Annotated in this window: 22 protein-coding genes; 20 read left to right on the top strand and 2 right to left on the bottom strand. The window is 43.0% G+C overall.

The window, feature by feature from the left end; genetic code table 11:
- Nucleotides 1–7 precede the first annotated feature (7 nt).
- The 4 genes from SynA15127_RS10975 to SynA15127_RS10960 are packed head-to-tail and all read left to right on the top strand — an operon-like array spanning nt 8 to nt 3,163.
- Complete coding sequence (locus tag SynA15127_RS10975; protein ID WP_186484134.1) at nt 8–1,342, top strand: aminotransferase class III-fold pyridoxal phosphate-dependent enzyme; 1,335 nt, start codon at nt 8–10, stop codon at nt 1,340–1,342.
- A 17-nt stretch (nt 1,343–1,359) separates the two neighbouring features.
- Nucleotides 1,360–2,121 carry a phytanoyl-CoA dioxygenase family protein gene (locus SynA15127_RS10970; RefSeq protein ID WP_186484133.1) on the top strand — a complete coding sequence of 254 codons (762 nt, stop codon included), beginning with the start codon at nt 1,360–1,362 and terminating at the stop codon, nt 2,119–2,121.
- Entirely contained in the window at nt 2,121–2,765 is a 645-nt protein-coding gene (locus SynA15127_RS10965; RefSeq protein WP_186484132.1) for a hypothetical protein, read from the top strand. Before SynA15127_RS10970 ends, SynA15127_RS10965 begins: the two co-directional genes overlap by 1 nt.
- Nucleotides 2,762–3,163, top strand: coding sequence for a hypothetical protein (locus SynA15127_RS10960; RefSeq protein ID WP_186484131.1), 402 nt, complete (start codon nt 2,762–2,764; stop codon nt 3,161–3,163). Before SynA15127_RS10965 ends, SynA15127_RS10960 begins: the two co-directional genes overlap by 4 nt.
- Nucleotides 3,164–4,087: 924 nt before the next feature.
- Here the strand turns inward: SynA15127_RS10960 and SynA15127_RS10955 are convergent.
- On the bottom strand, nt 4,088–4,255 hold the full coding sequence (locus SynA15127_RS10955; protein WP_186484130.1) for a hypothetical protein: 168 nt from the start codon (nt 4,253–4,255) through the stop codon (nt 4,088–4,090).
- Nucleotides 4,256–4,537: 282 nt separating this feature from the next.
- On the opposite strand from SynA15127_RS10955, the gene SynA15127_RS10950 reads away from it, so the two are divergent.
- The 7 genes from SynA15127_RS10950 to asnB all read left to right on the top strand — a co-directional run bounded on the left by SynA15127_RS10950 (nt 4,538) and on the right by asnB (nt 12,692).
- Entirely contained in the window at nt 4,538–6,391 is a 1,854-nt protein-coding gene (locus SynA15127_RS10950) for a carbamoyltransferase (RefSeq protein WP_186484129.1), read from the top strand.
- A gap of 2 nt (nt 6,392–6,393) precedes the next feature.
- Nucleotides 6,394–6,786 (top strand): SxtJ family membrane protein, encoded by a 393-nt coding sequence (locus SynA15127_RS10945; protein ID WP_186484128.1) that lies wholly within the window; start codon nt 6,394–6,396, stop codon nt 6,784–6,786.
- A gap of 3 nt (nt 6,787–6,789) precedes the next feature.
- The gene (locus SynA15127_RS10940) at nt 6,790–6,951 is read left to right on the top strand and encodes a DUF5989 family protein (protein ID WP_186484127.1); all 162 of its coding nucleotides are present in this window, start codon (nt 6,790–6,792) and stop codon (nt 6,949–6,951) included.
- A gap of 8 nt (nt 6,952–6,959) precedes the next feature.
- Nucleotides 6,960–8,081 (top strand): hypothetical protein, encoded by a 1,122-nt coding sequence (locus SynA15127_RS10935; RefSeq protein ID WP_186484126.1) that lies wholly within the window; start codon nt 6,960–6,962, stop codon nt 8,079–8,081.
- A gap of 346 nt (nt 8,082–8,427) precedes the next feature.
- On the top strand, nt 8,428–9,552 hold the full coding sequence (locus tag SynA15127_RS10930; protein ID WP_186484125.1) for a hypothetical protein: 1,125 nt from the start codon (nt 8,428–8,430) through the stop codon (nt 9,550–9,552).
- A 371-nt stretch (nt 9,553–9,923) separates the two neighbouring features.
- Nucleotides 9,924–10,706 carry a class I SAM-dependent methyltransferase gene (locus SynA15127_RS10925; RefSeq protein WP_186484124.1) on the top strand — a complete coding sequence of 261 codons (783 nt, stop codon included), beginning with the start codon at nt 9,924–9,926 and terminating at the stop codon, nt 10,704–10,706.
- Nucleotides 10,707–10,709: 3 nt separating this feature from the next.
- A complete protein-coding gene (gene asnB / locus SynA15127_RS10920; protein WP_186484123.1) occupies nt 10,710–12,692 on the top strand; it encodes an asparagine synthase (glutamine-hydrolyzing) in 1,983 nt (660 codons plus the stop codon).
- A 1,461-nt stretch (nt 12,693–14,153) separates the two neighbouring features.
- Here the strand turns inward: asnB and SynA15127_RS13690 are convergent.
- Nucleotides 14,154–14,564 (bottom strand): class I SAM-dependent methyltransferase, encoded by a 411-nt coding sequence (locus SynA15127_RS13690; protein ID WP_370594048.1) that lies wholly within the window; start codon nt 14,562–14,564, stop codon nt 14,154–14,156.
- A 543-nt stretch (nt 14,565–15,107) separates the two neighbouring features.
- Between SynA15127_RS13690 and SynA15127_RS10910 the strand changes: the two genes are divergently transcribed.
- From SynA15127_RS10910 to SynA15127_RS10870, 9 genes are all read left to right on the top strand, one after another.
- Nucleotides 15,108–16,337, top strand: a complete 1,230-nt coding sequence (locus tag SynA15127_RS10910) for a glycosyltransferase (RefSeq protein WP_186484121.1) — start codon at nt 15,108–15,110, stop codon at nt 16,335–16,337.
- Nucleotides 16,334–17,107: a glucose-1-phosphate cytidylyltransferase gene (gene rfbF, locus SynA15127_RS10905; protein WP_186484120.1), complete on the top strand. Its 774-nt coding sequence runs from the start codon at nt 16,334–16,336 to the stop codon at nt 17,105–17,107. The genes SynA15127_RS10910 and rfbF overlap by 4 nt, the downstream gene beginning before the upstream one ends.
- The gene (gene rfbG, locus SynA15127_RS10900) at nt 17,098–18,189 is read left to right on the top strand and encodes a CDP-glucose 4,6-dehydratase (RefSeq protein ID WP_222930464.1); all 1,092 of its coding nucleotides are present in this window, start codon (nt 17,098–17,100) and stop codon (nt 18,187–18,189) included. Before rfbF ends, rfbG begins: the two co-directional genes overlap by 10 nt.
- Nucleotides 18,186–18,740 (top strand): dTDP-4-dehydrorhamnose 3,5-epimerase family protein, encoded by a 555-nt coding sequence (locus SynA15127_RS10895; RefSeq protein ID WP_186484118.1) that lies wholly within the window; start codon nt 18,186–18,188, stop codon nt 18,738–18,740. The genes rfbG and SynA15127_RS10895 overlap by 4 nt, the downstream gene beginning before the upstream one ends.
- A gap of 5 nt (nt 18,741–18,745) precedes the next feature.
- Nucleotides 18,746–19,972, top strand: a complete 1,227-nt coding sequence (locus tag SynA15127_RS10890; protein ID WP_186484117.1) for a class I SAM-dependent methyltransferase — start codon at nt 18,746–18,748, stop codon at nt 19,970–19,972.
- Nucleotides 19,969–20,865, top strand: a complete 897-nt coding sequence (locus tag SynA15127_RS10885; protein WP_186484116.1) for an NAD(P)-dependent oxidoreductase — start codon at nt 19,969–19,971, stop codon at nt 20,863–20,865. The genes SynA15127_RS10890 and SynA15127_RS10885 overlap by 4 nt, the downstream gene beginning before the upstream one ends.
- A gap of 4 nt (nt 20,866–20,869) precedes the next feature.
- The gene (locus SynA15127_RS10880) at nt 20,870–21,967 is read left to right on the top strand and encodes a hypothetical protein (protein ID WP_186484115.1); all 1,098 of its coding nucleotides are present in this window, start codon (nt 20,870–20,872) and stop codon (nt 21,965–21,967) included.
- A 438-nt stretch (nt 21,968–22,405) separates the two neighbouring features.
- The gene (locus SynA15127_RS10875) at nt 22,406–22,621 is read left to right on the top strand and encodes a hypothetical protein (protein ID WP_186484114.1); all 216 of its coding nucleotides are present in this window, start codon (nt 22,406–22,408) and stop codon (nt 22,619–22,621) included.
- A 36-nt stretch (nt 22,622–22,657) separates the two neighbouring features.
- Entirely contained in the window at nt 22,658–22,807 is a 150-nt protein-coding gene (locus SynA15127_RS10870) for a hypothetical protein (RefSeq protein WP_186484113.1), read from the top strand.
- The last annotated feature ends 4 nt before the right edge of the window (nt 22,808–22,811 follow it).

The raw sequence follows: 22,811 nt of genomic DNA, 5'->3' as shown, positions 1-22,811 counted from the left end.
TTCAGTCATGTCAAATCTTCTCAAAACTTTTCCAAATAATCCTCCTTTGTTTCCAATACAGCGAACAGAAGATCACTATATTATTTCTAAGTCAGGTCATAGGTTTCTAGACGCTACTGCAGGAGGAACTGCATACGCTGTTATTGGATATAATAATGATTCTGTTAATTCAGCAATTCGAAGACAGCTTAAATTATATAATCACGTTGACTATAAAACTTTTGATGATCCTCTTAGAGAAGAACTTGCAGCACTCCTTTGTTCATCAAACCCACTAGAGCTTGATCGAGTTATGTTAAGTGGTGGCTCTGGAGGGGAGGCCTGTGAAATGGCTCTACAAATAAGCTATCAAACTCATTGCGAGATGGGTAATAATAAAAAAGCTTGCTATCTATCAAGACAGCAGTCATATCATGGTTCAACTTCTGGAGCCTTGTCTTTAGGCGAACGACCAAACTTAGAATTTTATCGACCAATTCTTTCAAATAACAGACATCGTCTTTCAGAGTATAATTATCTAAAAAACCGACTTGATGGTGAATCAGTTGAAGCTTATTCACAACGTCTTCTTGATGAATTTCAATCTGCCATCGATGACCTAGGAGCTGAAAACATAGGAGGGTTTGTTGGTGAGACTATTATGGGTGGGTTAGTCGGTGATGTACCTGCTTCGAGAGAGTATTGGGCAGGAATTAGAAAGCTCTGCACCAACAATAATATTCACCTTATCATTGATGAGGTATGGTGTGGAACTGGCGTAAGCGGTAAGATTAATTGTGTGGAATGGTATAAGTTTACGCCTGATTTTTTAATTCTTGGCAAAACATTGGCTGCTGGATATGTACCTCTAAGTGCTGTTTTGATAAACTCAGCAATTACGTCAGTTATTGCTTCCAATAGTGGAAGATTTGAAACTTCTTGTACATTCCAAGGTCACAGCTTAGCCTGTAGTGCTGCTTTAGCTGTCCAGAAAATTATTAGGGCTCCAGGTTTTGTCGAGACTGTGTGTCAAAAAGGTGATTATATTAGATCGACGATTCAGCAAGAACTCGGAAACCATGACTTTTTTCATGATGTTCGTGGGCTCGGTGTCCGCAATACTGTTGAGTATGTTTGTCCCGAGCAAAATCTTTTTGGTCAGTATGTAGCCTCTAAGATTAAAGAAAATCATAACATACTTGTTTCTGGTAAATGGCACCGATTTAATTTATCTCATGCAATGACATTCTCTTACGACGAAATTGATCAGTTGTTAAGCGCATTATTTGCCGAGTTCAAGCAAGCAAGTGCTTTATGGACTAATCACTTCTATTCCAATATTATTCCCGCTAATTTCTTTTAGATAGCAGAATGAATTCATTGACCCAACAACTTGCTGAAAATGGCTTTGTTGTAATGCCACTTTCTGATACAGCGGTGCTCGATGCAATTAATGCATGTATAGCCAAGTATATTGGATCAGATATTCAGTCACTATGCAGCTATAGTAGAGATAAATGGCATGAGTCAGTCTACACCTGCCAAGTAGAACTCAATAATTATGGAATACTCCATGATTTGATTGCATTGTTATCTCACCAGTTAGAAAGCAGTTTTTCAGAAAAACTAGCGTGGGTAAATGTTTTGAAGCTTCGTGCCGTTCGACCATGTCATCTAATTAGTTGCCAAGACCATGTACCTTTTCATAGAGAGTCACTTTATGCTGTAACACCACATCAAGTAAAGCATCAATACAATATATGGATCCCATGCAGTCGTTCTGCGACTTCTTCGGGCTTATTATACTTTCCCAACTCACATTTAATTGATGATGTGGACTTACAAGTGAGCTTTGATAATCAACATCCTTGTAGAGTTAACCGTTATAGCAATGGGCATGCCATTGGTTTTCCTTATCTTCCAAAAATAATTAAAAATTTGCCTCATATTCCCCCAAAAAAAATAGAAGTTCCTGTAGGTTGTGTTTTAATATTTTCGGCAATGTTAATCCATGGAAATGGAATCAATAAATCCGATCAAATCAGGTATTCGGTTGATACTGGAATTATTCCACAATCTATTTTAACTGAAAACGACCCCCTGCACGCCGCAGGAGGACAGCCTCATTATCTCATTAACTAATGCCCGACATTGTTATTGCTGGAACTGGTCAACCTGAACTCCTTCCGATTATTGACGACTTCAATAACAGATGCATAGACAAGGGTGATTGTTATAATTTATTGGGATTCATCGACGATAATGAGGCAAATCAAGACAGGGAAGTTTTAGGCTTTAAAGTTTTAGGTCCTTTTGATTGGATCATTGAAAAAAAAGTTAGCGTTATCAATGCCATTGCTCGAACATGTCATATCAGGCTCCAATCGACTCAAAGACTTCAATCTCTCAACGCAACTTTCATCAATCTAGTACATCCTTCTGTCTCTCTTTCTTATATTGCTCATATCGGCACTGGTAATATTATATCTTCTGGATGTGTAATTAATCCAGGTGTATCTATTGGCTCTCATAATATGCTTCTTACTGGTGTTGTCCTGGGCCATGGTGTTGATGTTGGTTCATGTTCATTCTTTGGGCATAATGTTGTGTGCAATGGCGATGTTGTGGTTGGTGACCAAGCTTTTTTAGGTTCTGCTTGTCAAGTCCTTCCTGAGGTTAATGTATCTAAATATTCTAAGCTTGCTCCAGGTTCAGTTGTCATGTCTAACACTCTTGAGGGTTTTCAGTACGTTGGAAATCCAGCTCGGCGTCTTACTATTCAATGAAACAGCATATCCCTTTGTACATCTCCAAGTCTCAAATTGAGCTACTTCGCCTAGAGGCAGTCAAAAATAAAAAGCAAATGGCTAGAACTTTACTCCATACAGAAGATTCAAATTTAATGCAATGTATGTTGATAGCCTTTGCTGCAAATACTGTCTATCCTGCGTTTAGCGATCAACTTCCTGGAAAAATAGTTTTTACCTGCTTATATGGCTTTATGAGAATTGATATTATTGATGCCATTGATAAAAGTCTAACTGATACATTTCTGCTTTCTCCTGGTGAGCTACTAACTTTGCCAAGAACACTTTATCGGTCGACCTCCTCTTTGGCAGATGGTTGTGTTTTTTTAGAATCGATTGAAGGCCCTCACCAAAAGCATAAAAGCTACCTTTTTTGATATGCTTATTAACGCAAGTAAGCATTTTAAATTATTTTTTGCTCACCAGGCATTCCTATTGGACTTTCACTACGATCAAATATCTTCTATTAAATTCTAGTCTTCTTTCTGTATTTGATCTTAAGAATTTTTTCTTCTACTTTAGCAGTACTGCCAGGCTACCCAATACTTTGCTAAGTTTTTATGACTTAGGGTCTGATTCTGTAAGCTTTAGTGACCTTGAGTTCCTTGAAGCTTTTAATTTTATGGCAATAAAAAGAGGTAAAAAATTTTATCTGGTGTTCTCTATTATGGAGCTACTAAACACATTTCATATGGGTTGATTGCCAGTGCGTATTCTGTTGATAAAAAGGAGTACAGGCTTAGACATTTAATTGCCTCTGCAGTTTATTTATATCCTGCTTTTGAAGTCGTCAATATCCTTTCAAATAGATCACTTTTTTCTTAGCTTTTCACGAAATCTATCCACCTCATTACTCACCTTTTAATCCAAGTTCAGACAGGCTCAACATTTTTGACAGTACTGAAGCTTTCTCGGCTCTATCAACGATGTTTGCATGTATAACTGCACCACCTTGCGCACAATTGTTAGCTTGCAAATTACTAGATAACACATAATCTTCCTCTCATCACTATTGCTCTAAGAAATTCTAATTACGATAATTTGAGAAATAGTAGCTTGGATCAATGGGCAATGTTATGTAATTATGCTGCTTGTCAAGGGTATTTTGTAGTTGTTATTCTTGATAGTGAAAATCCTATATCTACCATACCTCCTCCTTGGCCCGTTTTTTGGGATTCCCGTAGATATGCACCAGATTTATGATCGTTCCATTTTGGCCCATCTTCTTATAGGCTTTACCCATATGTTTCCATAGTGTTCAAGAAAGATTAAGTGATATACGTCATATGAAATTTTTTCAATCATGCAAGGAATGCTAAATTTATTCTAAGCAATACTTCGTTCTGGATCAGTACTTCCTCCAGGTTGAGTTCGCCCAACAGCTGTTTCAGCACCGCCCGCTCGTAGTCCTCACCTTTTCTGTAGCGGGCCTGTGAGATCGCCACACCCAAGGCGGCCGAGTATGTCACTTGGTCGATGAAGCTTGAGCCGCCACCAGCAGGTACCAGGCCGGAATGCGGCCCCCATGCCGCATGCGGGCATCCGATGTCGCCTGCATGTAACTGATCAGATCAAGATCAGTTGCGGCAGAGGCGACTTCGGGCACAGTCAGGAGGCGATACCACCGACCAAAACCCATTCCGGGAGCTCAGGTCAGAGTGCCTGTAAAATACCTTTAATATGCCCTGGTCTGCGGGCGAAGTACAAGATTCGAGGTACGATCTCCAGCATACTCGCGACAACTTTTTCTGATGGACCAATATATTCTTGGAATATCTTGTTATTACCATGATAGTGCTGCTGCTCTAATCAAAAGTGGGGAGATTGTTGCTGCAGCACAGGAAGAAAGATTTTCAAGAAAGAAGCATGATTCAAGATTCCCTAAGCATGCAGTTACATACTGCTTGAAATCGCAGGGAATCAACCTTTCAGACGTCAACGAGGTCGTTTACTACGAAAAACCTCTCTTGACCTTTGAGCGCCTACTTGAAACATATCTAGGTGCCGAACCGAGAGGTGGAAGGTCTTTTGTCGCAGCAATGCAGATTTGGTTAAAGGAAAAACTCTTTCTGAAAACTGAACTCAAGAAAAACCTGAAAGAAGTACAAGCATCATTTAATGCCAAGTCATCAGATATACCAAACTTACTTTTTTCAGAGCACCATCTTTCACACGCTGCTGCTGCTTTCTACCCAAGTCCATTTGAGGAATCTGTTGTCCTTTGTATGGATGGCGTAGGAGAGTGGGCGACAACCTCTGCCTGGATAGGAAAAGGAAACCAAATTAATTCTTTGTGGGAGATTAGCTTCCCTCACTCCCTAGGTCTACTTTACTCAGCATTTACCTACTACTGCGGTTTTAAGGTCAATTCTGGTGAGTATAAATTGATGGGACTTGCTCCTTATGGAGAACCCATATACGTCAACAAGATCAAAGATAATTTGATTGATATCAAAGACGATGGAACATTCCGTCTCGATATCAGTTATTTCAAATACCACCGTGGTTTTCGCATGACAGCGCGAAAATTTCACAAACTCTTTGGTAGACCACCACGAAAGGTAGAAACAGAACTCACTCAGTTCCACATGAACCTGGCGGCATCGATTCAGGTTGTGACAGAAGAGATTGTCCTGAAGTTGGCAAAATCACTCAGGCAAGAGACAGGCATCGAGAATCTGTGTCTCGCTGGTGGTGTTGCTCTCAACTGCGTCGCCAACGGCAAACTTCTTAAAGAGAAGATCTTTAACGATATCTGGATCCAACCTGCCAGTGGTGATGCAGGTTCAGCACTAGGTGCCGCCTTGGTTGGATGGCATCAACATCATGAGCAGGAGAGAACCGTCAACAAAAATGATTCCATGAAGGGGACTTACCTGGGTCCTGAATTTAGCAACGATGAAATCACACAATACCTAAGGCAAATTAATGCTCCCTACCATACTCATAATGACTCCGAATTATTTGCACTACTAGCGAAGGAATTGGATAAGGGTCATGTGATCGGTTGGTTTAATGGTCCCATGGAGTTTGGTCCACGTTCATTAGGTGCGCGATCAATTCTTGGTGATCCACGTAATCAAAGGATGCAGAGCGTGATGAACCTCAAAATTAAGTACAGAGAGAGTTTTCGTCCGTTTGCCCCATCTGTCCTTGAAGAGGAAGTCAACAATCAGTTTGAGATGAATGCCAAGAGTCCTTACATGCTTCTGGTTGCTCCAGTTAAAAAAGAACTCTGCAGGCTGATGAGCGAGGAAGAAGACAACCTCTTTGGCATCGAGAAACTCAATATCCCTAGGTCATCTCTACCTGCTATTACTCACGTCGATTACTCAGCAAGAGTTCAGACTGTAAGCAGTACGACAAATCCTCGCTATCACAACTTGATCAGTGCATTCAAACGAAAAACTGGTTGCCCCACCATCGTCAATACATCATTCAATGTGAGAGGCGAACCAATTGTCTGTACTCCGCAGGATGCTTACAGGTGCTTTATGAGGACAGAGATGGATGTCTTGGTTCTTCAAAACCAAATCCTCTATAAGAGCGAGCAACCCAAAGTTGAAAAAGATGAAACCTGGATGCAGGAGTTTGAACTCGATTAATCATGAAAGCAACAATCTCTAAAAAACAACTGCGTGAGTTCGGTCTGCTTATAGGATTTGGGTTCCCAATCCTGATCGGATGGTTGCTTCCTGCTGTCGCGGGACACGGGTTCAGAGCGTGGTCTCTATGGGTAGGGGTACCAGGGTTAATTCTCGGTCTGACGGCACCCCGCTTACTTCACTACCCATATAAGGGTTGGATGGCACTCGGTCATGCTCTTGGATGGGTAAATAGTCACATCATCCTTGGTCTGGTCTTCATCGTTGTCCTTCAACCGATCGCTTACGTCATGCGCATCACAGGATATGACCCATTAAGACGGCGACGAAAAGGAGAGAAGACCTACAGAGAAAATCGAAAAGACCACAACACTGACCTCACTCGCATCTTTTGAACCATGGAAGCATTTCTTGATTTAGTCAAAGACATCTGGGACTTTATGAAAGTTCGCAAGAAGTACTGGTTGGCACCTTTGATTATCACGATTGTTTTGATGGGAGCACTTATTGTGTTCACTCAGGGATCAGTTGTCGCACCGTTTATTTACTCTATTTTCTGATCTCAGAGATGAACTATAAAATTGCAGTCAAAATAGTTGCAATTAATGGGATTGTCTTTGGAGTTGTTCTCCTTTCCATAGATCTTGCGTTTGGGAGGTATTTACTGCACTCACCAGCATTGGACATTCCTCAAGCCGCAGTCGGTGTTCGTAAAATCTACGACACTTCCTTGATTGAGGGACGAAAAATTGGCACAAAATCAGTTTATACTCGTGACCAACAAGGATATAGACCTTCCAAGAATGACCTTGGTAATAGAGGAATCGTGTTGACAATTGGTGGGTCTACGACTGACCAGAGATACGTTGACGACGCCAAAACATGGCAACGTATATTGGAGTCTAAAATCGACAAGAAAGTAATCAATGGGGGAGTTGACGGACAAAGTACTTTTGGTCATGTTTTTTCATTAAAGAATTGGCATGCTAAGACACTTGATCTCGAAAAAGTCGATGACATTATATTTTACGTAGGAGTAAACGATGTTCGGTTTTCAAAAGGTGTAGTTTCTTCTCGCTCGAACATATATGATTCGCCCACCCTGCGCAGACGGTTTCGCTCTTATCTGTCAAAACGTTCTTTCTTGTATGGAAGACTTAGAGAGTTAAAACTTAAACTCGACTTGCTCCGAGGGGTTCAGTTTAAACTTCCAGACGGTGCTGTTCAAATTGGACATGGAAAAAGTAATCCCAAGTTCCTCGATAATCACATTTCGAGTAATATTCCACTGAGAACTCATGACGAGATCCGAGAATACAAGCAATTGTTCAATGAATTGCTTACTGTTTCAAAAAAGTACTTTCCAAATGCTCGCATTCATGTGGTCCAGCAGCAGGATCCTAAATGTTTAATCACAGGCACTAGGGTATATATTCGTGTATCTCCAAAAGCAATCCCGGCGATTAGAGAATACTGCTCAGGTCTTGCCTCCATTTACCTATCACAGCAGCAGATTATTAATGCATCTAGTAGCGTAGATATCTTTCTCCTTAAAATGTTTTTGGATAATCCTGTGCCTGATGAAGGTTTTTACGATGGTTTGCACACTAATATTCTCGGTTCGCGCGCTATCGGCGAATATCTAGCAATGAATTTGAGTCTCCAGACATTTACTCGGGTGGATAAATAATCGTTAAATTTAATAACATTTTTCGCAATCGAACAGGCGCCCAATTGGCCTTCAAGCATTTATACATTATACCTACGGCTTATTTTGGTCAGTTTTCAGATAATACTGAAAAGATTTATGATCAGAAATGTGCTTAACTCCTCTTTATGATATTGACCACTCTTCGCGATTAAACTTAGTTAGTTGTGTCCTGCGGGAGGAGAGAGAAGAGATGCCTGACAGATCAATCCAGTCATAGACCTTCCTCAACTCCTTGTCAAAGGACTGAATCGAGATAGGACGCCTGAGTGGTCTTTTATAATGCTTAATGTGTGATATCAGGTGCTTCCAGTTGAACGTCGTTAAGTTGCTCAGTCTTAAGCGTTGGCGCCAAGAAATTAAAACGCCTACCCGCCGATGGTCTAATTTTATTCTTGACTACGTGCATGGATCTCACTTAAGAGACATTGTCTCTGGTAAGGCTGAGCCACCATCAAGTGCAACCTATTTGTGGAGCACCCAATCGCAAGCCGTTACTTTTGATTTCGTCTGGAACCTATTTTATGCATATCATCAATTGACTAGGATTGGATATAATGAATTTGATGTAATATTGTATTGTCCGCCTGATTTACCTTCGGCAAGTGTTCAGTATGATCATTTCGTGCCTATTTGTGAGCGACAAGCGCGAATACAGAATCTAATTTTTCCTATCGCATCTTTATTTTCGCACGTTAGATCTGTAAGTATTATTTCGTCAAAGCCTGAGCATGATGCGCTCTGTAGTAGATCTTCGGAGGATTTTTTAATTTATCCGTTTGGCCATAGTAAAAACTATGATCCTGGTGGCTCTCGTTATTTTGATATTTACAGAGCCCTGAGTTCTTATAAGGACCAGCCATCTCAGCTGCCTTTTATTGCTCCGAGCTTGCCTTTGAGGGATGAGGCTTCTCCCCTTTCGAAAGCCTATTCTGATTCAATAGAGCGATTTCCTGATTTTTTCGAAAATCATTCAAAGTTTATTACTTTGACGCTCAGGGATTATGGATTTTCTCCTCTTCGTAATTCCAGTCAGTATGATGTTGATCAGGCTTATGCAATGGCCGATTCTCTGGGGATTGCATTAGTGATAGTTCCAGACGATCTTTCTAAGCTTTCAAGCTATTCGCTTCCCAAAGATGTTTTTGTGAGCACAAAGTCACGATTTTCGCTGCACCACCGAGTTGCATTGTATTCACAATCTGTTGTAAATATTTTCACTCCTTCGGGCGCTGCGACGCTGTCTTTGTTCGTTCGTGGTAGTAAAACTGTCATTTGTAACTTTGGCGCTGGGGGTAGTGATGGCGACTATCGATACTATCGACGAGAAGGTACAAAACCTGGCCATCAGCCATTTCACATGCTTCATGGCCACGTTTTGTGGAGTAAGGAGAAGTCTTCCTATACAGTGAGTTCGCTTTTGGACGCGTTTAAGGAGTTGTCTGCTCTTTGACTGAGTCCGTCTATTCTTTTAATGTTTTTTCGTTTCTCTTTCTTCCTTCTGAACTTTTGATTTTGACAAATCTGTATATGTTTATATTGCGTCATTCGCTTACAGTTTTATAAGTATCCGCAGTGTTTAGTTTTCCCTGTCTCAGGCTTAAGCTACTTATCTCTACTCAACCGCAAAAATCTCTCTTGACAGTTTCCTACGTTCATCCTCAGCATCACCGAGTTCTACTGCACGCTAACGATTGCCTCCAAGATACTGTTTCCGGTGAGGTCTTCCCTGTTTTGAGAGGTATTCCCCGCTTTTGTGCGGTCGACAACTACTCGTCTAGCTTTGGATTCCAATGGTACCAGTTTGATAAGACCCAGCTAGATGTGCATTCCGGCGCTGATCTAAGTGAGCAACGTTTTTACGCCGAAACAGGCTGGGATGCAGTGCAACTCAGCCATTCCTCCGTTTTGGAGGTAGGTAGCGGTGCCGGCCGATTCAGTGAGGTGTTTCTACGCACAACTTCGGGCGTTCTTCACAGCGTAGATTATTCCAGTGCTGTAGATACCAACAGGCGGAATAACGCCACCTATGGCGACCGGCTGCAGCTAGCCCAGGCTTCGATCTATGAGCTGCCATTTGCCGACAACACCTTCGATCGGGTGTTCTGCTTGGGTGTGCTGCAGCACACCCCATCCTTTGAAGACTCCGTCGCGGCCCTGATCGCCAAAGCTAAGGTGGGCGCACAGATCGTGGTGGATTTTTATCCGATCAAAGGTTGGTATACCAAGATCCACTCCAAATACATCCTCAGGCCCCTCTCTAAACGCCTGCCCAAGCCCTTGCTGCTGCGCCTGATCCGGCTCAACATCCGCTCGATGCTGCTCCTCTTTGACCTGCTCTGCGCCGTTCGGCTCGGCGCCCTCACCCGCTTCATCCCGATCACCGATGTGCGCGGATTCCCAAAAGGTCTTTCGCCGACCCAACGGCGCGAGTGGGCGGTGATGGACACCTTTGATGCCTTCTCGCCGGAGTTCGACAACCCCCAGCGCGTCGACGACGTGGCCCGCATGTTCAGCCGCCGTGGCTGTGACGTCACCTTCGCGGGGATGGCGCACTATCCGGGTGGTTGCTCCAGCGTGGTGCGGGCGATCAAGCGGGCCGCCTGAGCGATGTGCGGCATCGCCGGGATATTTGCGCAAGTTCAGTCGCGACCTGAACTGGAGTCGTGGTCTCGTGTGATGGCCGCTGCGATCGCCTATCGCGGCCCCGATGATTCAGGCGCGTGGGTGGACCCAGCCGTGGGCCTGGCTCTGGTCCACCGGCGCCTGGCGATCCTCGATCTATCTCCGGCTGGCCATCAGCCGATGCCGTCGGCCAGTGGCCGCTACGTGATTGTCTTCAACGGTGAGATCTACAACCACCTCGCGCTTCGCCAAGAACTGCCCGGCCCCTGGCGCGGTTACTCCGACACCGAAACCCTGCTGGCCGCCATCGAGGCCTGGGGGCTCGAAGCTGCCCTGCAGCGCTGCGCCGGCATGTTTGCCCTTGCACTCTGGGACCGGCGCGAGCAGTTGCTGCAGCTGGCTCGCGATCGCTTCGGCGAGAAGCCGCTGTACTGGGGACTCAGTGGCTCTGGTTCAACGGGCTCCGGTGCGGGCCCGGCACTGGTTTTTGCCTCCGAGCTGGCAGCGCTGCGGGCCTGGCCGGGCTTCGACAACCCTATTGATCGACCGTCGCTTGCCCAGCTGCTGCGCTTCGGGGCCATCGCCGCCCCTCGCTGTATCCACAGCGGCATTCAGCAGCTGCTGCCCGGGCATCTGCTGCGCCTGCCCCTTGGCGCTGGACTGCCCGAGCCGCTGCCGGTATCCCAGCCTTGGTGGTGTCTGCGCTCCACCATCGCCGAGAGTCTGGCCCACCCCTTTGCCGATCAGACAGAAGCCCTCGACGCCCTTCAGCAGGCCTTGGGCGAAGCGGTGCAGCACCAGAGCCTTGCCGATGTGCCCCTGGGCTCCTTCCTCTCGGGCGGCATTGATTCGTCGCTGATCACCGCCCTGCTGCAGGCCCGCAGCAGCCGGCCCGTGCGCACCTTCACGATCGGCTTTGAGGAATCGGGCTTCAACGAAGCCCCCTATGCCAGGGCCGTGGCGGCCTACCTGGGCACCGAGCACAACGAAACCTTGCTCACAGCAGCCGATGCCCAAGCCCTGATCCCCCGGCTTCCCAGGCTCTACAGCGAACCCTTCGCGGATTCCTCCCAGCTGCCCACCCATCTGGTGTGCAGAGAAGCGCGCCGCAATGGGCTCACCGTGGCCCTCAGTGGTGATGGCGGCGACGAACTGTTTGGTGGCTATAACCGCTACTTATGGGGGCCACGTATCTGGAACCGTTTGGCCTGGCTGCCCTTTCCCCTTCGTCGCAGCCTCAGCCTGCTGATACGCAGCTTGCCCCCCGCCGGTTGGGATGCCGTTGGCCGGCCACTGCCAATCCATCAGCTCGGCCATAAAGCTCACAAACTGGCCGAGCGCCTGCAATACGTTCGTAGTACGGATGATCTCTATCGCTCCCTTGTCAGTGAGTGGCGCGATCCAGCCTTCCTCCTCCAGCCTGATTCTGAGGGGTCTTTGATCCAAGAGCCGACCTCTCCGCTCGACTGGCCCTTACCGGAAGCGTTGAGCGCAGATCCCTTGGGTCGCATGATGGCCACCGACAGCCTCAACTACTTGCCCAACGACATCCTTACCAAGGTGGACCGCTCTGCTATGGCCACCAGCTTAGAAACACGTTCACCTTTCCTTGATCATCATGTCGCGGAAGTCGCGTGGCGACTTCCGATGGATATGAAGATTCATCCCTCCAAGAGAGGCGGCACTAGCAAATGGGCCTTGCGCCAGATTCTCTATAAATATGTTCCACGCGAGCTCATTGAGCGACCCAAAGCTGGTTTCGGTATGCCTATCGGTCAGTGGCTGAGGGGGCCATTGCGCGGCTGGGCGGAGGATTTGTTGGAACCTCGCAGAATGCTCAATCAGGGATATTTAAGGCCTGAGCCGATTCAGACTCTCTGGAGCCAGCACCTCAGCGGGCGCTTTGATCACACCACGCGCTTGTGGACCGTTTTGATGTGGCAGGCGTGGTTGGAGGAATGGGGATGAATCGCGTTTTGTACCTCACCCGCAATTGCTTGCTGGAGCCCCTGGGATAATGTCAAATTTGGACCTATCTCAAAGGCATCAGCAGGGTTCACCGCATCACTTTAATCAGCTTCGAGAAGCCGGTTGATCGTGCGGACCTTTGATTTGTGGTTTGGATGGGCAGTCAATGCGCCAGCCATGGCATTCCAGGGATTGCACTGCAGTTCCGCTCGCAGCCGCGCCTGTGGGCTTTTTTCTTGCTATTCCCCAGCTCGCCATAGTTACGTTCTCGCAGTGGCGACGAACGAGCTGCCTCAGCTTGCGCATGCCCGCTCTTTTGTGCCAGCGGCAATTGAATTACTCCTGCACAGGCAGACTCGGTTGCCCTCTGACGTGAGGAGCTGCTCGTTTTCCGCGAGATTCTGATCTGGCTTGTTCATTTTGACTTTTTGCAGTAAGAATGCTTTCCTTCTGGTTAAGAACTGCAGCTTTAAAAAAATTATTAGTGGTCAAGACAAAAAATAGGAGATGTATGATTCTTAGTGATGCGTCTCATTTGGCTGTCATTACTATAAATTTGTGCCCATTAAAAATTGCACCGAGGTTATTCTAGGTTTACTCTTTATTTTCGAGTCTTCGTTAGTATGACGCGTATTTCTCATCCAATCATTGAATCCATAGCCAATTGAGATATTCCTGAAGTTCATTTGGACCTTGGTTGCGGCCCTTCAAAGAAGAAAGATTATATAGGTGTTAGTTTTATCTGTCACAAAGGCGTTGAATATCGTTGCAGATGTTTGCAGTGTTTTGGCCTCTCTACCAGATGATTCAGTAATTGCTGTTCATGTATCTCATTTCTTTGAGCATATAAATAATATTCAAGGGCTTTCAAGCGAGATTACCCGTGTCATGCTTTCTAGCGCGACTCTTATTGTTTCTGTGCCCCATTTTTGCAATCCATATTGTTATTCTGATCCTACACATGTTCGTCAATTCGGTTTGTATTTATTTTGTTATTTGACGAGATCGCATTACCCTTTTCGTAGACTAGTGCCAGATTATGCGCTCAATTCATCTTTGGCATTGACTTCTGTATCACTTCAATTTCAGGCTCCATTCCGTGGAGGTATTAGATCCTTACTCGCTAAGATATTGAATATATTATTCAATAGATCGATTTTTCTACAAGAACTTTACGAAGGATCTTTCGTGTATCTTTTGCCATGCTATACCTTAACTTATAATGTTAGCTGCATTGCAAGAATTAATTTTCAGAGTATAGACAGCGCAAAAATGTTGTAGTATATTTACACATTGCGCAAGAATAAACTTAAGTTAAGAATTGATTTTCATTTAATTAAATCTCCTATTCTGACAAATATCTCTTTCTTGTGGATATAATTGGGTCCGGGCATAATGTTCTTGTTTTAAGAAGCTGAAGCATGCATGCTATTGCTAAAGGGAGTTTTTTCTTTGAAGTAGTTAGTAATGAAACACTGGTTCATTAAAAAAATTAGCCTCTAAAATTTCCCTCATTTCTTTGTATGTTGTTAATCCAATATGCTCATTGTCGGGATTATTTCTGGTATGAGCAATACATAGAGGCTTAAATTTAAATTTAATACAATGGTCAATTCTAGCTAGATTTATAGATACCCTCAAAAAGCCTAAATTAGGTGTTTTAATGACCAAGATTCCAACAGGCTTTAACACTCTATAGATCTCTTTTATAGTCCGCTTCTTTACGTCCAAGGGTACATGTTCGAAGAAATCAGATGAGTAAACGCAATCATAAAAACTATCCTCAAATTTTAATTCTCGAACATCACCAGATTCATACCTAGCTGATGATAGGCTATTATATTTCTTCACTCTTATTCTTGCTTCTTCAATCCTGGCTTAGTTAAGATCTTGACCACATACATTTGCACCAAGCATTGAGAGTATCAAGGAATAGGTTCCATCTCCGCAACCAATATCTAAAATCCGTTTTCCATGTATATCACCAAGTGCCATAATTGATATATATCTGTTGCGAAGCTCTACATAATTTCTTGTTCGTGTTGTCCCATCCCAATTATAATGTATGTGAGAATAGCTTTTCAACCATGACTCATTAATAGACTTTTCCATTTAAGCATACGTATATCAGCCTGCCATTTGTGTGAATTAATGATTACTGTAATAACCTTTTGAAAAAGCTTATTCCGCTAGATTGAGAATTCTAACCTGATTCAATGAGCCCCGCTTTGATTTTTTCGCGTAAACAATGATTGGAGTTTATCATTTTAGCCTTCTATTTTTAGTGTTTTATCACCAAAGCAACAATAATATTTTTCAAATTACTCGTAATTTTTCCACGGATCGCCTTTGTTGACTTGCAATCAATAACCTGCTAGAATATTAAAGAGTTTTTGCCCAATTAATTTTTAATGCATGAGTATTCTATACATAAGCTATGATGGATTATTGGAGCCATTAGGCTATTCCCAGGTTTTTAGTTATCTGAAGGTGTTGTCACTTGATAGGCCAATTCATCTCATTAGCTTTGAAAAGCCTGATGATTGGAGGAATGTGCGTGAGCGTAAGAAGCTTGAGTTTGAGATCTCGAAAACAGGCATTATCTGGCATCCTCTTCGTTATCACAAGAAGCCCACGGCGATAGCTACTACTTGGGATATCGTTAATGGTATTCGCATGGGATTGTGGCTTGTATTCAAACATCGTTTGAATATTCTTCATGCTCGTAGTTATGTGCCATCATTAATGGCACTCGTTATTAAGCGTCTAACGGGTGCTTCCTTCCTTTTTGACATGCGCGGCTTTTGGGCGGATGAAAAGTTAGAAAGTGGTTGGAGTTCTGACTGTACTTTTTATAAAGTATTCAAACGCCTCGAACGAAAATTTTTATTGAAGGCCGATTATGTAGTATCCCTTACGCACGCTGCGGTTTCAATTATGAAGAACTTTTCCTATTTACAAAATCGTATGCCTCCCATTATTGTGATACCTACATGTGCTGATTTAACTCGTTTTAAACCTAATCATATTAATAATCGTGGGTCAGAACTCACGATTGGTTACGTTGGAAGTGTAAGAAATTGGTATTTGTTCGAAAAAACAGCAGCCTGTTTCGCAATATTACTTCGAAAACTCCCGCTCACTAAGCTATTAATTGTTAACAGGAATGAACATGCTTATATCAGAGAAGTACTTGCTTTGAATGGGGTCCCTTTAGACTCTGTTGAATTAATTTCAGCTACTCCTGATGAAATGCCGAAGCTTATGAATCGGATGGATGCCAACATTTTTTTTATTAAACCAGTTTTTTCAAAGCAAGCTTCTTCAGCTACTAAACTTGGAGAGCTTTTAGGTTGTGGCGTCCCTTGCATGAGCAACACCGGTGTGGGTGACATGGCTTCAATTTTGGAGGATTCCCAGGTAGGAATTGCTCTTGAGGACTTTGATGAATCTTCTATTGTGACTGGTTTAGACCGGCTACTTGTACTTTTAGAGGACCCTGCAATCTCTTCACGTTGTGTTGCTGTGGCAAATAAGTACTTTTCTCTTTGCCATGGCGTTGAAAAGTACCGATACATTTACAAACAACTAGATAAATCTAATAATTCATCGCATAATTCTAGATTCTTCTCGTATTCTTCATGAAAGCTGTTATTTTAGCAGGTGGATTTGGCACTCGCATTTCCGAGGAAACACATCTCAAGCCCAAGCCAATGATTGAGGTTGGCGGCAGACCTATTTTGTGGCATATTCTCAAGCTTTATTCCAATCATGGCATTACGGAATTTGTAATTTGTTGTGGCTATAAAGGTTACGTTATTAAGGAATACTTTGCTAATTATTTTTTGCACATGTCAGACGTTACTTTCGATATGCAACTTAATAAAATGGAAGTTCACCACAAAAAGGCAGAACCATGGCGAGTAACCCTGGTAGATACTGGTGAAAATACACAGACTGGTGGGCGTTTAAAACGCGTCATGAATCATATTCAATGTGATGATGCTTTTTGCTTCACTTATGGTGATGGCTTGTCTGATATTGATATTTCTGCTGAGATTAAATTCCATAACGAGCATGGAAAGCTTGCAACAGTAATGGCAGTCCACCCACCTGGTCGATATGGAGCGCTTCAGTGTTCCGATATGAAGGTAACGGGTTTTACTGAAAAACCGCGTGGAGATGGTGGTCTCATAAATGGTGGGTTTTTCGTATTGTCTCCCAAGGTATTAGATTTAATTTCTGGTGATTCGACTATTTGGGAAGATAATCCGTTGTCGGAACTTGCCAATATGGGTGAGTTGATGGCTTTTGAACATACTGGCTTTTGGCAGCCTATGGATACCTTACGTGAGAAGATTGTTCTTGAAGAATTATGGAAGAGCGGCAATGCTCCTTGGAAAACATGGAATTGATTAGACAGGCTCTTGATCCAAGCTTTTGGCAAGGCAAGCGTGTCTTGTTAACTGGCCATTCTGGCTTCAAAGGTAGTTGGCTTGTTCTCTGGCTTAGTCGATTGGGTGCTGAGGTGACTGGTATTAGTCTGAGGCCCAATACATCCCCCAACCTGTACAATGCAGCCAGTTTACACGATTTTTGCGATAGCAACTTTTTTGATATTCTCGATTTTAATAGATTAGACGCACTTGTAAAGAAATCTCAGCCACAAATTGTTTTTCATTTTGCCGCCCAACCTCTTGTACGAGAAAGTTATGTGAATCCTTTGGGCACCTTTAACGTAAACATTATGGGTACTGCTCATGTCTTGGAATCTATACGCTATTTAGATGATTTACATGCCGCTGTTATGATAACAACAGATAAGGTATATCGTAACAACGAATGTATGCGACCTTATTCTGAAAATGATGTCTTAGGAGGTCATGATCCTTATAGTGCGAGTAAAGCTGCAGCAGAAATTTTGATTTCTAGTTATCGAGATTCGTTTTTTGCAGAGACCGGTGTGGGTATTGCTACAGCACGTGCTGGCAATGTTATAGGTGGTGGTGATTGGTCTGCTAACCGCCTAATTCCAGACGCTGTTAGGGCATGGCAGTCTGGTCAGCCTCTTTTTATTCGTAACCCCAATGCTATCCGACCATGGCAGCATGTTTTGGAACCGCTTGCTGGCTATTTGTCTTTAGCTTTTGTACTAGCTTGTCGTAAATCTTCCAGCGATATTGATATGTATTCATCTTTTAACTTTGGCCCACCAACAGACATGCCTGCTGCTACTGTTAAGGACGCTATAATTTTGGCGCAGAAGGCTTATGGAGAAGGTGTTGTGAATTACGGCTCTAATATTGATGGACCTCACGAAGCTGGTACTTTGATTTTGGACTCGTCTAAGGCTCAATCTTTTTTAGGTATAAAAGCGATCTGGTCTTTGGCTGATAGCATCAACCACACGATGAATTGGTATCATTCTTTCTACAGTGGTGAGGATGCAAGAGCTTTATGTCAAGCGGATATTGATGAATACGAGGCTATTTTATGAGTAGGTTTGTTGTCAGTCCCTTACCGTTGGTTGACCTGAAACTTGTTGAGCGAACATGCCTTAGGGACTCTAGAGGGTTTCTTTCCCGTCTCTTCTGTGTCGATGAACTATCTGTAGCTGGTTGGGTCGATCCTATTGCCCAGATAAACCACACATACACTGCAAAGCGTGGCACTGTACGTGGCTTCCACTATCAACTAGAACCACATGCTGAGATGAAGTTAGTAAGCTGTGTTCGTGGAGAGGTATGCGATGTTGTTATTGATCTACGCTCTAATTCGGCTACATATCTTCAATCGCATGTACAGTTGCTCTCTGCCGTTAATTGCTGTTCGTTGTTGATACCTCAAGGTTTTGCACATGGTTTCCAGTCTCTTACTGATGATTGTGAGCTTATTTATCTACATTCAGCTATCTACAGCAGTCAATACGAAGCTGGTTTACGTTACGATGATCCTATTTTTTCGATCGACTGGCCACTTTCCGTAAGTGAGATTTCGCCACGTGATCAGTCTCACCCGCTCGTTACCTCAGATTTCAAAGGGTTTTAGATTTTATGAAATGTAGACACTGCGGTACTCCTCTTACACACACTTTTCTAGATTTAGGGTTTGCCCCCCCCTCTAATGCTTATCTATCGAATCAAGACTTGGCTTGTCCAGAGACTTATTACCCTCTCAAAATAAAGGTTTGTGACGTATGTTGGCTGGTTCAAACTGAGGATTATGCTCAGGCCGATGAACTTTTCCGCTCAGATTATGCATATTTTTCAAGCACATCTACTGGATGGCTCGCTCACGCCGCCTCTTATGCTGACAATATAATTAAAAGTTTAAGTTTAGATCAGTCAAGTCATGTAGTTGAAATCGCTTCTAATGACGGATATTTGCTTAAAAATTTTCTTTCTGCTAATATTCCTTGTTTGGGTATCGAACCTACTGAAAGTACTGCATCCGAATCAGAGAAGCTTGGTATTCCAGTTTTGCGTGAATTCTTTGGAGAGGAATTAGGCCTGCGTTTGTCGGCAAATAATCTCCAAGCAGATTTAATTATTGGAAACAATGTTTTTGCTCATGTCCCAGATATAAATGACTTCACAAGAGGTCTTAAAGCACTATTAAAAAAAAGTGGCACTATTACACTAGAGTTCCCTCATCTTTTATGTTTAATCAACAATTCTCAATTTGATACTGTCTATCATGAGCATTTTTCTTATTTTTCCTTACATACTGTTCAGCGCATATTTAATTCTGCCGGATTACGTGTCCTGAATGTTGAGAAACTGACTACACATGGTGGCAGTTTGCGCGTGTATGGTTGTCACTTTGACGATATAAGAGAGACTTGTATGGATGTTTCTCAAATCATAGAGACAGAAATAGAGGCTGGCCTCCAAAATATTGTTACTTACCAGAATTTTCAGATTAAAGCGGATTGTGTTAAGGATGATCTTCTTTCTTTCTTAGTTAATTGCAAGCGATCTGGGAAAAAAGTCGCAGCTTACGGTGCGGCAGCAAAAGGCAATACTTTGTTGAATTACGCAGGCGTTAAGCCAGATCTGCTTTCTTTTGTGTGTGATGCTGCCCTTTCTAAGCAGGGTAAGTATATGCCTGGTAGTCACATCCCGATCCTCGCTCCAGATGCACTTCGCAAATATCGTCCAGACTATGTCATTATTTTACCTTGGAATCTTTCGGCCGAAGTGATTGCCGCCAACGATTATGTACATTCCTGGGGTGGAATATTTGTCACGGCAGTACCAAATTTGCATCTTCACCAATGAAGGTTCTTGTCACTGGTGCCCATGGATTTATTGGCTTTCATTGTCTGATTAAATTGATAGATAGAGGTTTTGAAGTGCACGCTTTGTCATCCATCAAGCGGTCAGATCTTCCTCCTGTTATTTGGCATCAAGCTGATCTTCTTGTTTCTAAAGAAATCACTGCTCTTATTGGTGATATAAAGCCCACACATTTACTTCATTTGGCTTGGTATACAGAACACGGCAGTTTTTGGAACTCTATAGAGAATTTTGAATGGCTTCAAGCTAGTTTGTTTTTGATGCGTACGTTCGTTGAATTCGGGGGTCAGCGATATGTAGGGGCAGGAACGTGTGCAGAATATGATTGGACTCATAAGTTCTGTTCTGAGAATTTAACGCCCTGTCGCCCAAATACTTTATATGGAACTTCAAAATATAGTTCTTATTTAATGCTGGAATCTTTGGCAAATCAGACAGGTATTTCAAGTGCTTGGGGCAGAATATTCTTTTTATATGGTCCACGAGAGAGTAAGTTAAGATTAGTTCCATCGGCTATTAATTCTTTATTGCGCGGAGATAGTTTTGTTTGTTCGCACGGACAATATATTCGTGACTTTATGTATGTTGAGGATGTTGCTGCTGCTTTTGTTGCTTTGCTTGGTAGTGATATAACCGGAGCTGTTAATATTGCGTCAGGCAAATCTTTTTCTCTTCAACATGTTATCAACACGATTGCCAATCTATTAGGTAAGGAGTCTCATGTTCAATTTGATGCTCCTTCTGATGATGTTAACAATACCTCAGAATTATATGCCGATGCATATAGACTTCATCATGAAGTTGGCTTCCATTCTTTATATGACTTGGATACAGGGCTTTCTCTCACGATAGAATCTATTGTCAAAACTTTTTGATTTCATGGAACACGTTAAGCAAATAGGATTGCATAATGCTCGTATTGGTTATGTACCCAGTAGTAATTCACTGATGAGCCCAGGGGATAAGCGTAGATTTCCGTACTATGCCTCCAAAAGAAACATCAAATTTGAAATAGCTAATGCTTCTAAAGAATATGATATTGTTGTTCTTACTCAAAGCGCTGATATTACCTTTTGGTCCAAACATTGCTCGCCATCTACAAGAATTGTTTATGATCTGATTGATTCCTATCTTGCTATACCTAAGACAAATCTTAAGGGTTGGCTTCGAGGCCCTGCGAAATATATTTCTGGTCAAAATAAATATTTAAGATTTAACTATTGGAATTCCATTGAAGATATGTGTGTTCGTTCTGATGCGGTTATATGTTCAACTTCTGAGCAGAGTACAGACATCTCAAAATTCTGCAGTAATTCACATGTAATTTTAGATTCTCATATGGATGTAGCTCGTAAAGTAAAGACTAACTATATAAGTAGTCGCCCTTTTCGTTTGGTTTGGGAGGGGCTTCCACAGAATGCTGTGACTTTAAAAATTTTAAAACCAGTGTTGGATTGTTTGAGTAAACAGTTTCCTATTGAGCTTCACATCATTACAGACCCAACTTATAAAAAATACCTTGGAAAATTCTGGCATGTCAACACTTATCAAGCCGTACAAAGTATCACGCCAAATATTTATTTTCATGAATGGATACAGTCAAATTGTGCAGACATTATTTGTTCGTGTGATCTTGCTGTGATTCCTCTTGATTTGTCGGATTCTTTTGCGGCTGGTAAGCCTGAAAACAAATTATTGTTGCTTTGGCGTATGGGAATGCCAGTTGTTACGTCACCTTCTCCAGCTTATGTTCGTGCAATGGCTGCTGCAAATCTCAATTACACAGCCAAGGATGAGGCTGATTGGCTTTCGATCCTTTCAAAGCTTATTTGTGATCAAGACCTTCGTCAGCAGGCTGGTATCTCAGGTAAGGCATATGTAGATCGAGAGTTTTCAGAATCTAAACAACTTTCTCGATGGGATTCTGTTTTCCAATCTCTAGGCTTTCATGTCAGCAATAAAATGAATACATTATGAGTAATCTTTAGTTTCCCTAAACTTCTTTGGATGATTGCAATAGGCTTGAAAGCTTCTTTTAATGGGTATCTTATTATTCTTGTGAGTTCTGCTAGTATTGCTTTGGTTGTCTTCTAAAATCTTAGATGATTTGCTTTGTTGTTTTTTGATAGGTTCACATTCCAATGTAGTCTTCATTGTGTAAAATTTCAAGTATATCGTTTTTTAAAGTCTTGTTTTTATTAATTATTGCTTAATTTCTGCATTGTGTTTGATTCGTGTGTTTGTAAATGTGTTTTCTTTCCGAACGCCTCTACCATTTTTATATGCTTTTTGCAGAGTTCCATTCATTTTCAGTCAAGACTATTTCTGCTACGTTAATTACTTCCTCGAGTTATATTATAAGAGTTCAGTATGGGATGTGCTGTGGCTTTGCTGGCCACTCAGCGCTGGCCCCAGATGGCAGTCCGCGGCAGTTCCGGCCCGCTGCAGTTCGGCTTGTTGTCGATCGCTTTGTTGCTGCTGCTATTGCCCTTGCAAACAGCGCTCGTTTATCGCTTTGGTTTGCTGCTGGTGCTCTCGGCGCTGATCCTGTTCAGTTGGCTGCGAGATTTCGATCAGCTTCTAGCTCTTCGCACCATGGCTGGGGTTGGTGTGGTCTCCTTCGGTCTCTAGCTGCTCCACAATCCAATCCAGTCGCTGGCGATTCGTTTGGCAGTGCGTTTATCCCTGCCGGAAGCTGCCGCCGCTCTGTTGCTGGTGCTCCTGGCTCTGCTGGCTGCTGTGCTTTATTTCCGTTCTGTGGAAGTCTGGTCACTTCGCCTGATGCAGCATGCAGCGCAGCGCCTTAAGCCCAGCTAAGAAT

Source organism: Synechococcus sp. A15-127 (assembly GCF_014280215.1).
Lineage (GTDB): Bacteria > Cyanobacteriota > Cyanobacteriia > PCC-6307 > Cyanobiaceae > Parasynechococcus.
Note: the sequence above shows the minus strand (reverse complement) of the source record. Positions and strands in the feature narration are given on the sequence as shown.

Excerpts from the sequence above, each read along its gene's own strand:
- SynA15127_RS10975 (WP_186484134.1), top strand. The coding sequence starts at position 8 with ATGTCAAATCTTCTCAAAACTTTTCCAAATAATCCTCCTTTGTTTCCA.
- SynA15127_RS10965 (WP_186484132.1), top strand. The coding sequence starts at position 2,121 with ATGCCCGACATTGTTATTGCTGGAACTGGTCAACCTGAACTCCTTCCG.
- SynA15127_RS10960 (WP_186484131.1), top strand. The coding sequence starts at position 2,762 with ATGAAACAGCATATCCCTTTGTACATCTCCAAGTCTCAAATTGAGCTA.
- SynA15127_RS10950 (WP_186484129.1), top strand. The coding sequence starts at position 4,538 with ATGGACCAATATATTCTTGGAATATCTTGTTATTACCATGATAGTGCT.
- SynA15127_RS10945 (WP_186484128.1), top strand. The coding sequence starts at position 6,394 with ATGAAAGCAACAATCTCTAAAAAACAACTGCGTGAGTTCGGTCTGCTT.
- SynA15127_RS10940 (WP_186484127.1), top strand. The coding sequence starts at position 6,790 with ATGGAAGCATTTCTTGATTTAGTCAAAGACATCTGGGACTTTATGAAA.
- SynA15127_RS10935 (WP_186484126.1), top strand. The coding sequence starts at position 6,960 with ATGAACTATAAAATTGCAGTCAAAATAGTTGCAATTAATGGGATTGTC.
- asnB (WP_186484123.1), top strand. The coding sequence starts at position 10,710 with ATGTGCGGCATCGCCGGGATATTTGCGCAAGTTCAGTCGCGACCTGAA.
- SynA15127_RS10910 (WP_186484121.1), top strand. The coding sequence starts at position 15,108 with ATGAGTATTCTATACATAAGCTATGATGGATTATTGGAGCCATTAGGC.
- rfbF (WP_186484120.1), top strand. The coding sequence starts at position 16,334 with ATGAAAGCTGTTATTTTAGCAGGTGGATTTGGCACTCGCATTTCCGAG.
- rfbG (WP_222930464.1), top strand. The coding sequence starts at position 17,098 with ATGGAATTGATTAGACAGGCTCTTGATCCAAGCTTTTGGCAAGGCAAG.
- SynA15127_RS10895 (WP_186484118.1), top strand. The coding sequence starts at position 18,186 with ATGAGTAGGTTTGTTGTCAGTCCCTTACCGTTGGTTGACCTGAAACTT.
- SynA15127_RS10890 (WP_186484117.1), top strand. The coding sequence starts at position 18,746 with ATGAAATGTAGACACTGCGGTACTCCTCTTACACACACTTTTCTAGAT.
- SynA15127_RS10885 (WP_186484116.1), top strand. The coding sequence starts at position 19,969 with ATGAAGGTTCTTGTCACTGGTGCCCATGGATTTATTGGCTTTCATTGT.
- SynA15127_RS10880 (WP_186484115.1), top strand. The coding sequence starts at position 20,870 with ATGGAACACGTTAAGCAAATAGGATTGCATAATGCTCGTATTGGTTAT.
- SynA15127_RS10875 (WP_186484114.1), top strand. The coding sequence starts at position 22,406 with ATGGCAGTCCGCGGCAGTTCCGGCCCGCTGCAGTTCGGCTTGTTGTCG.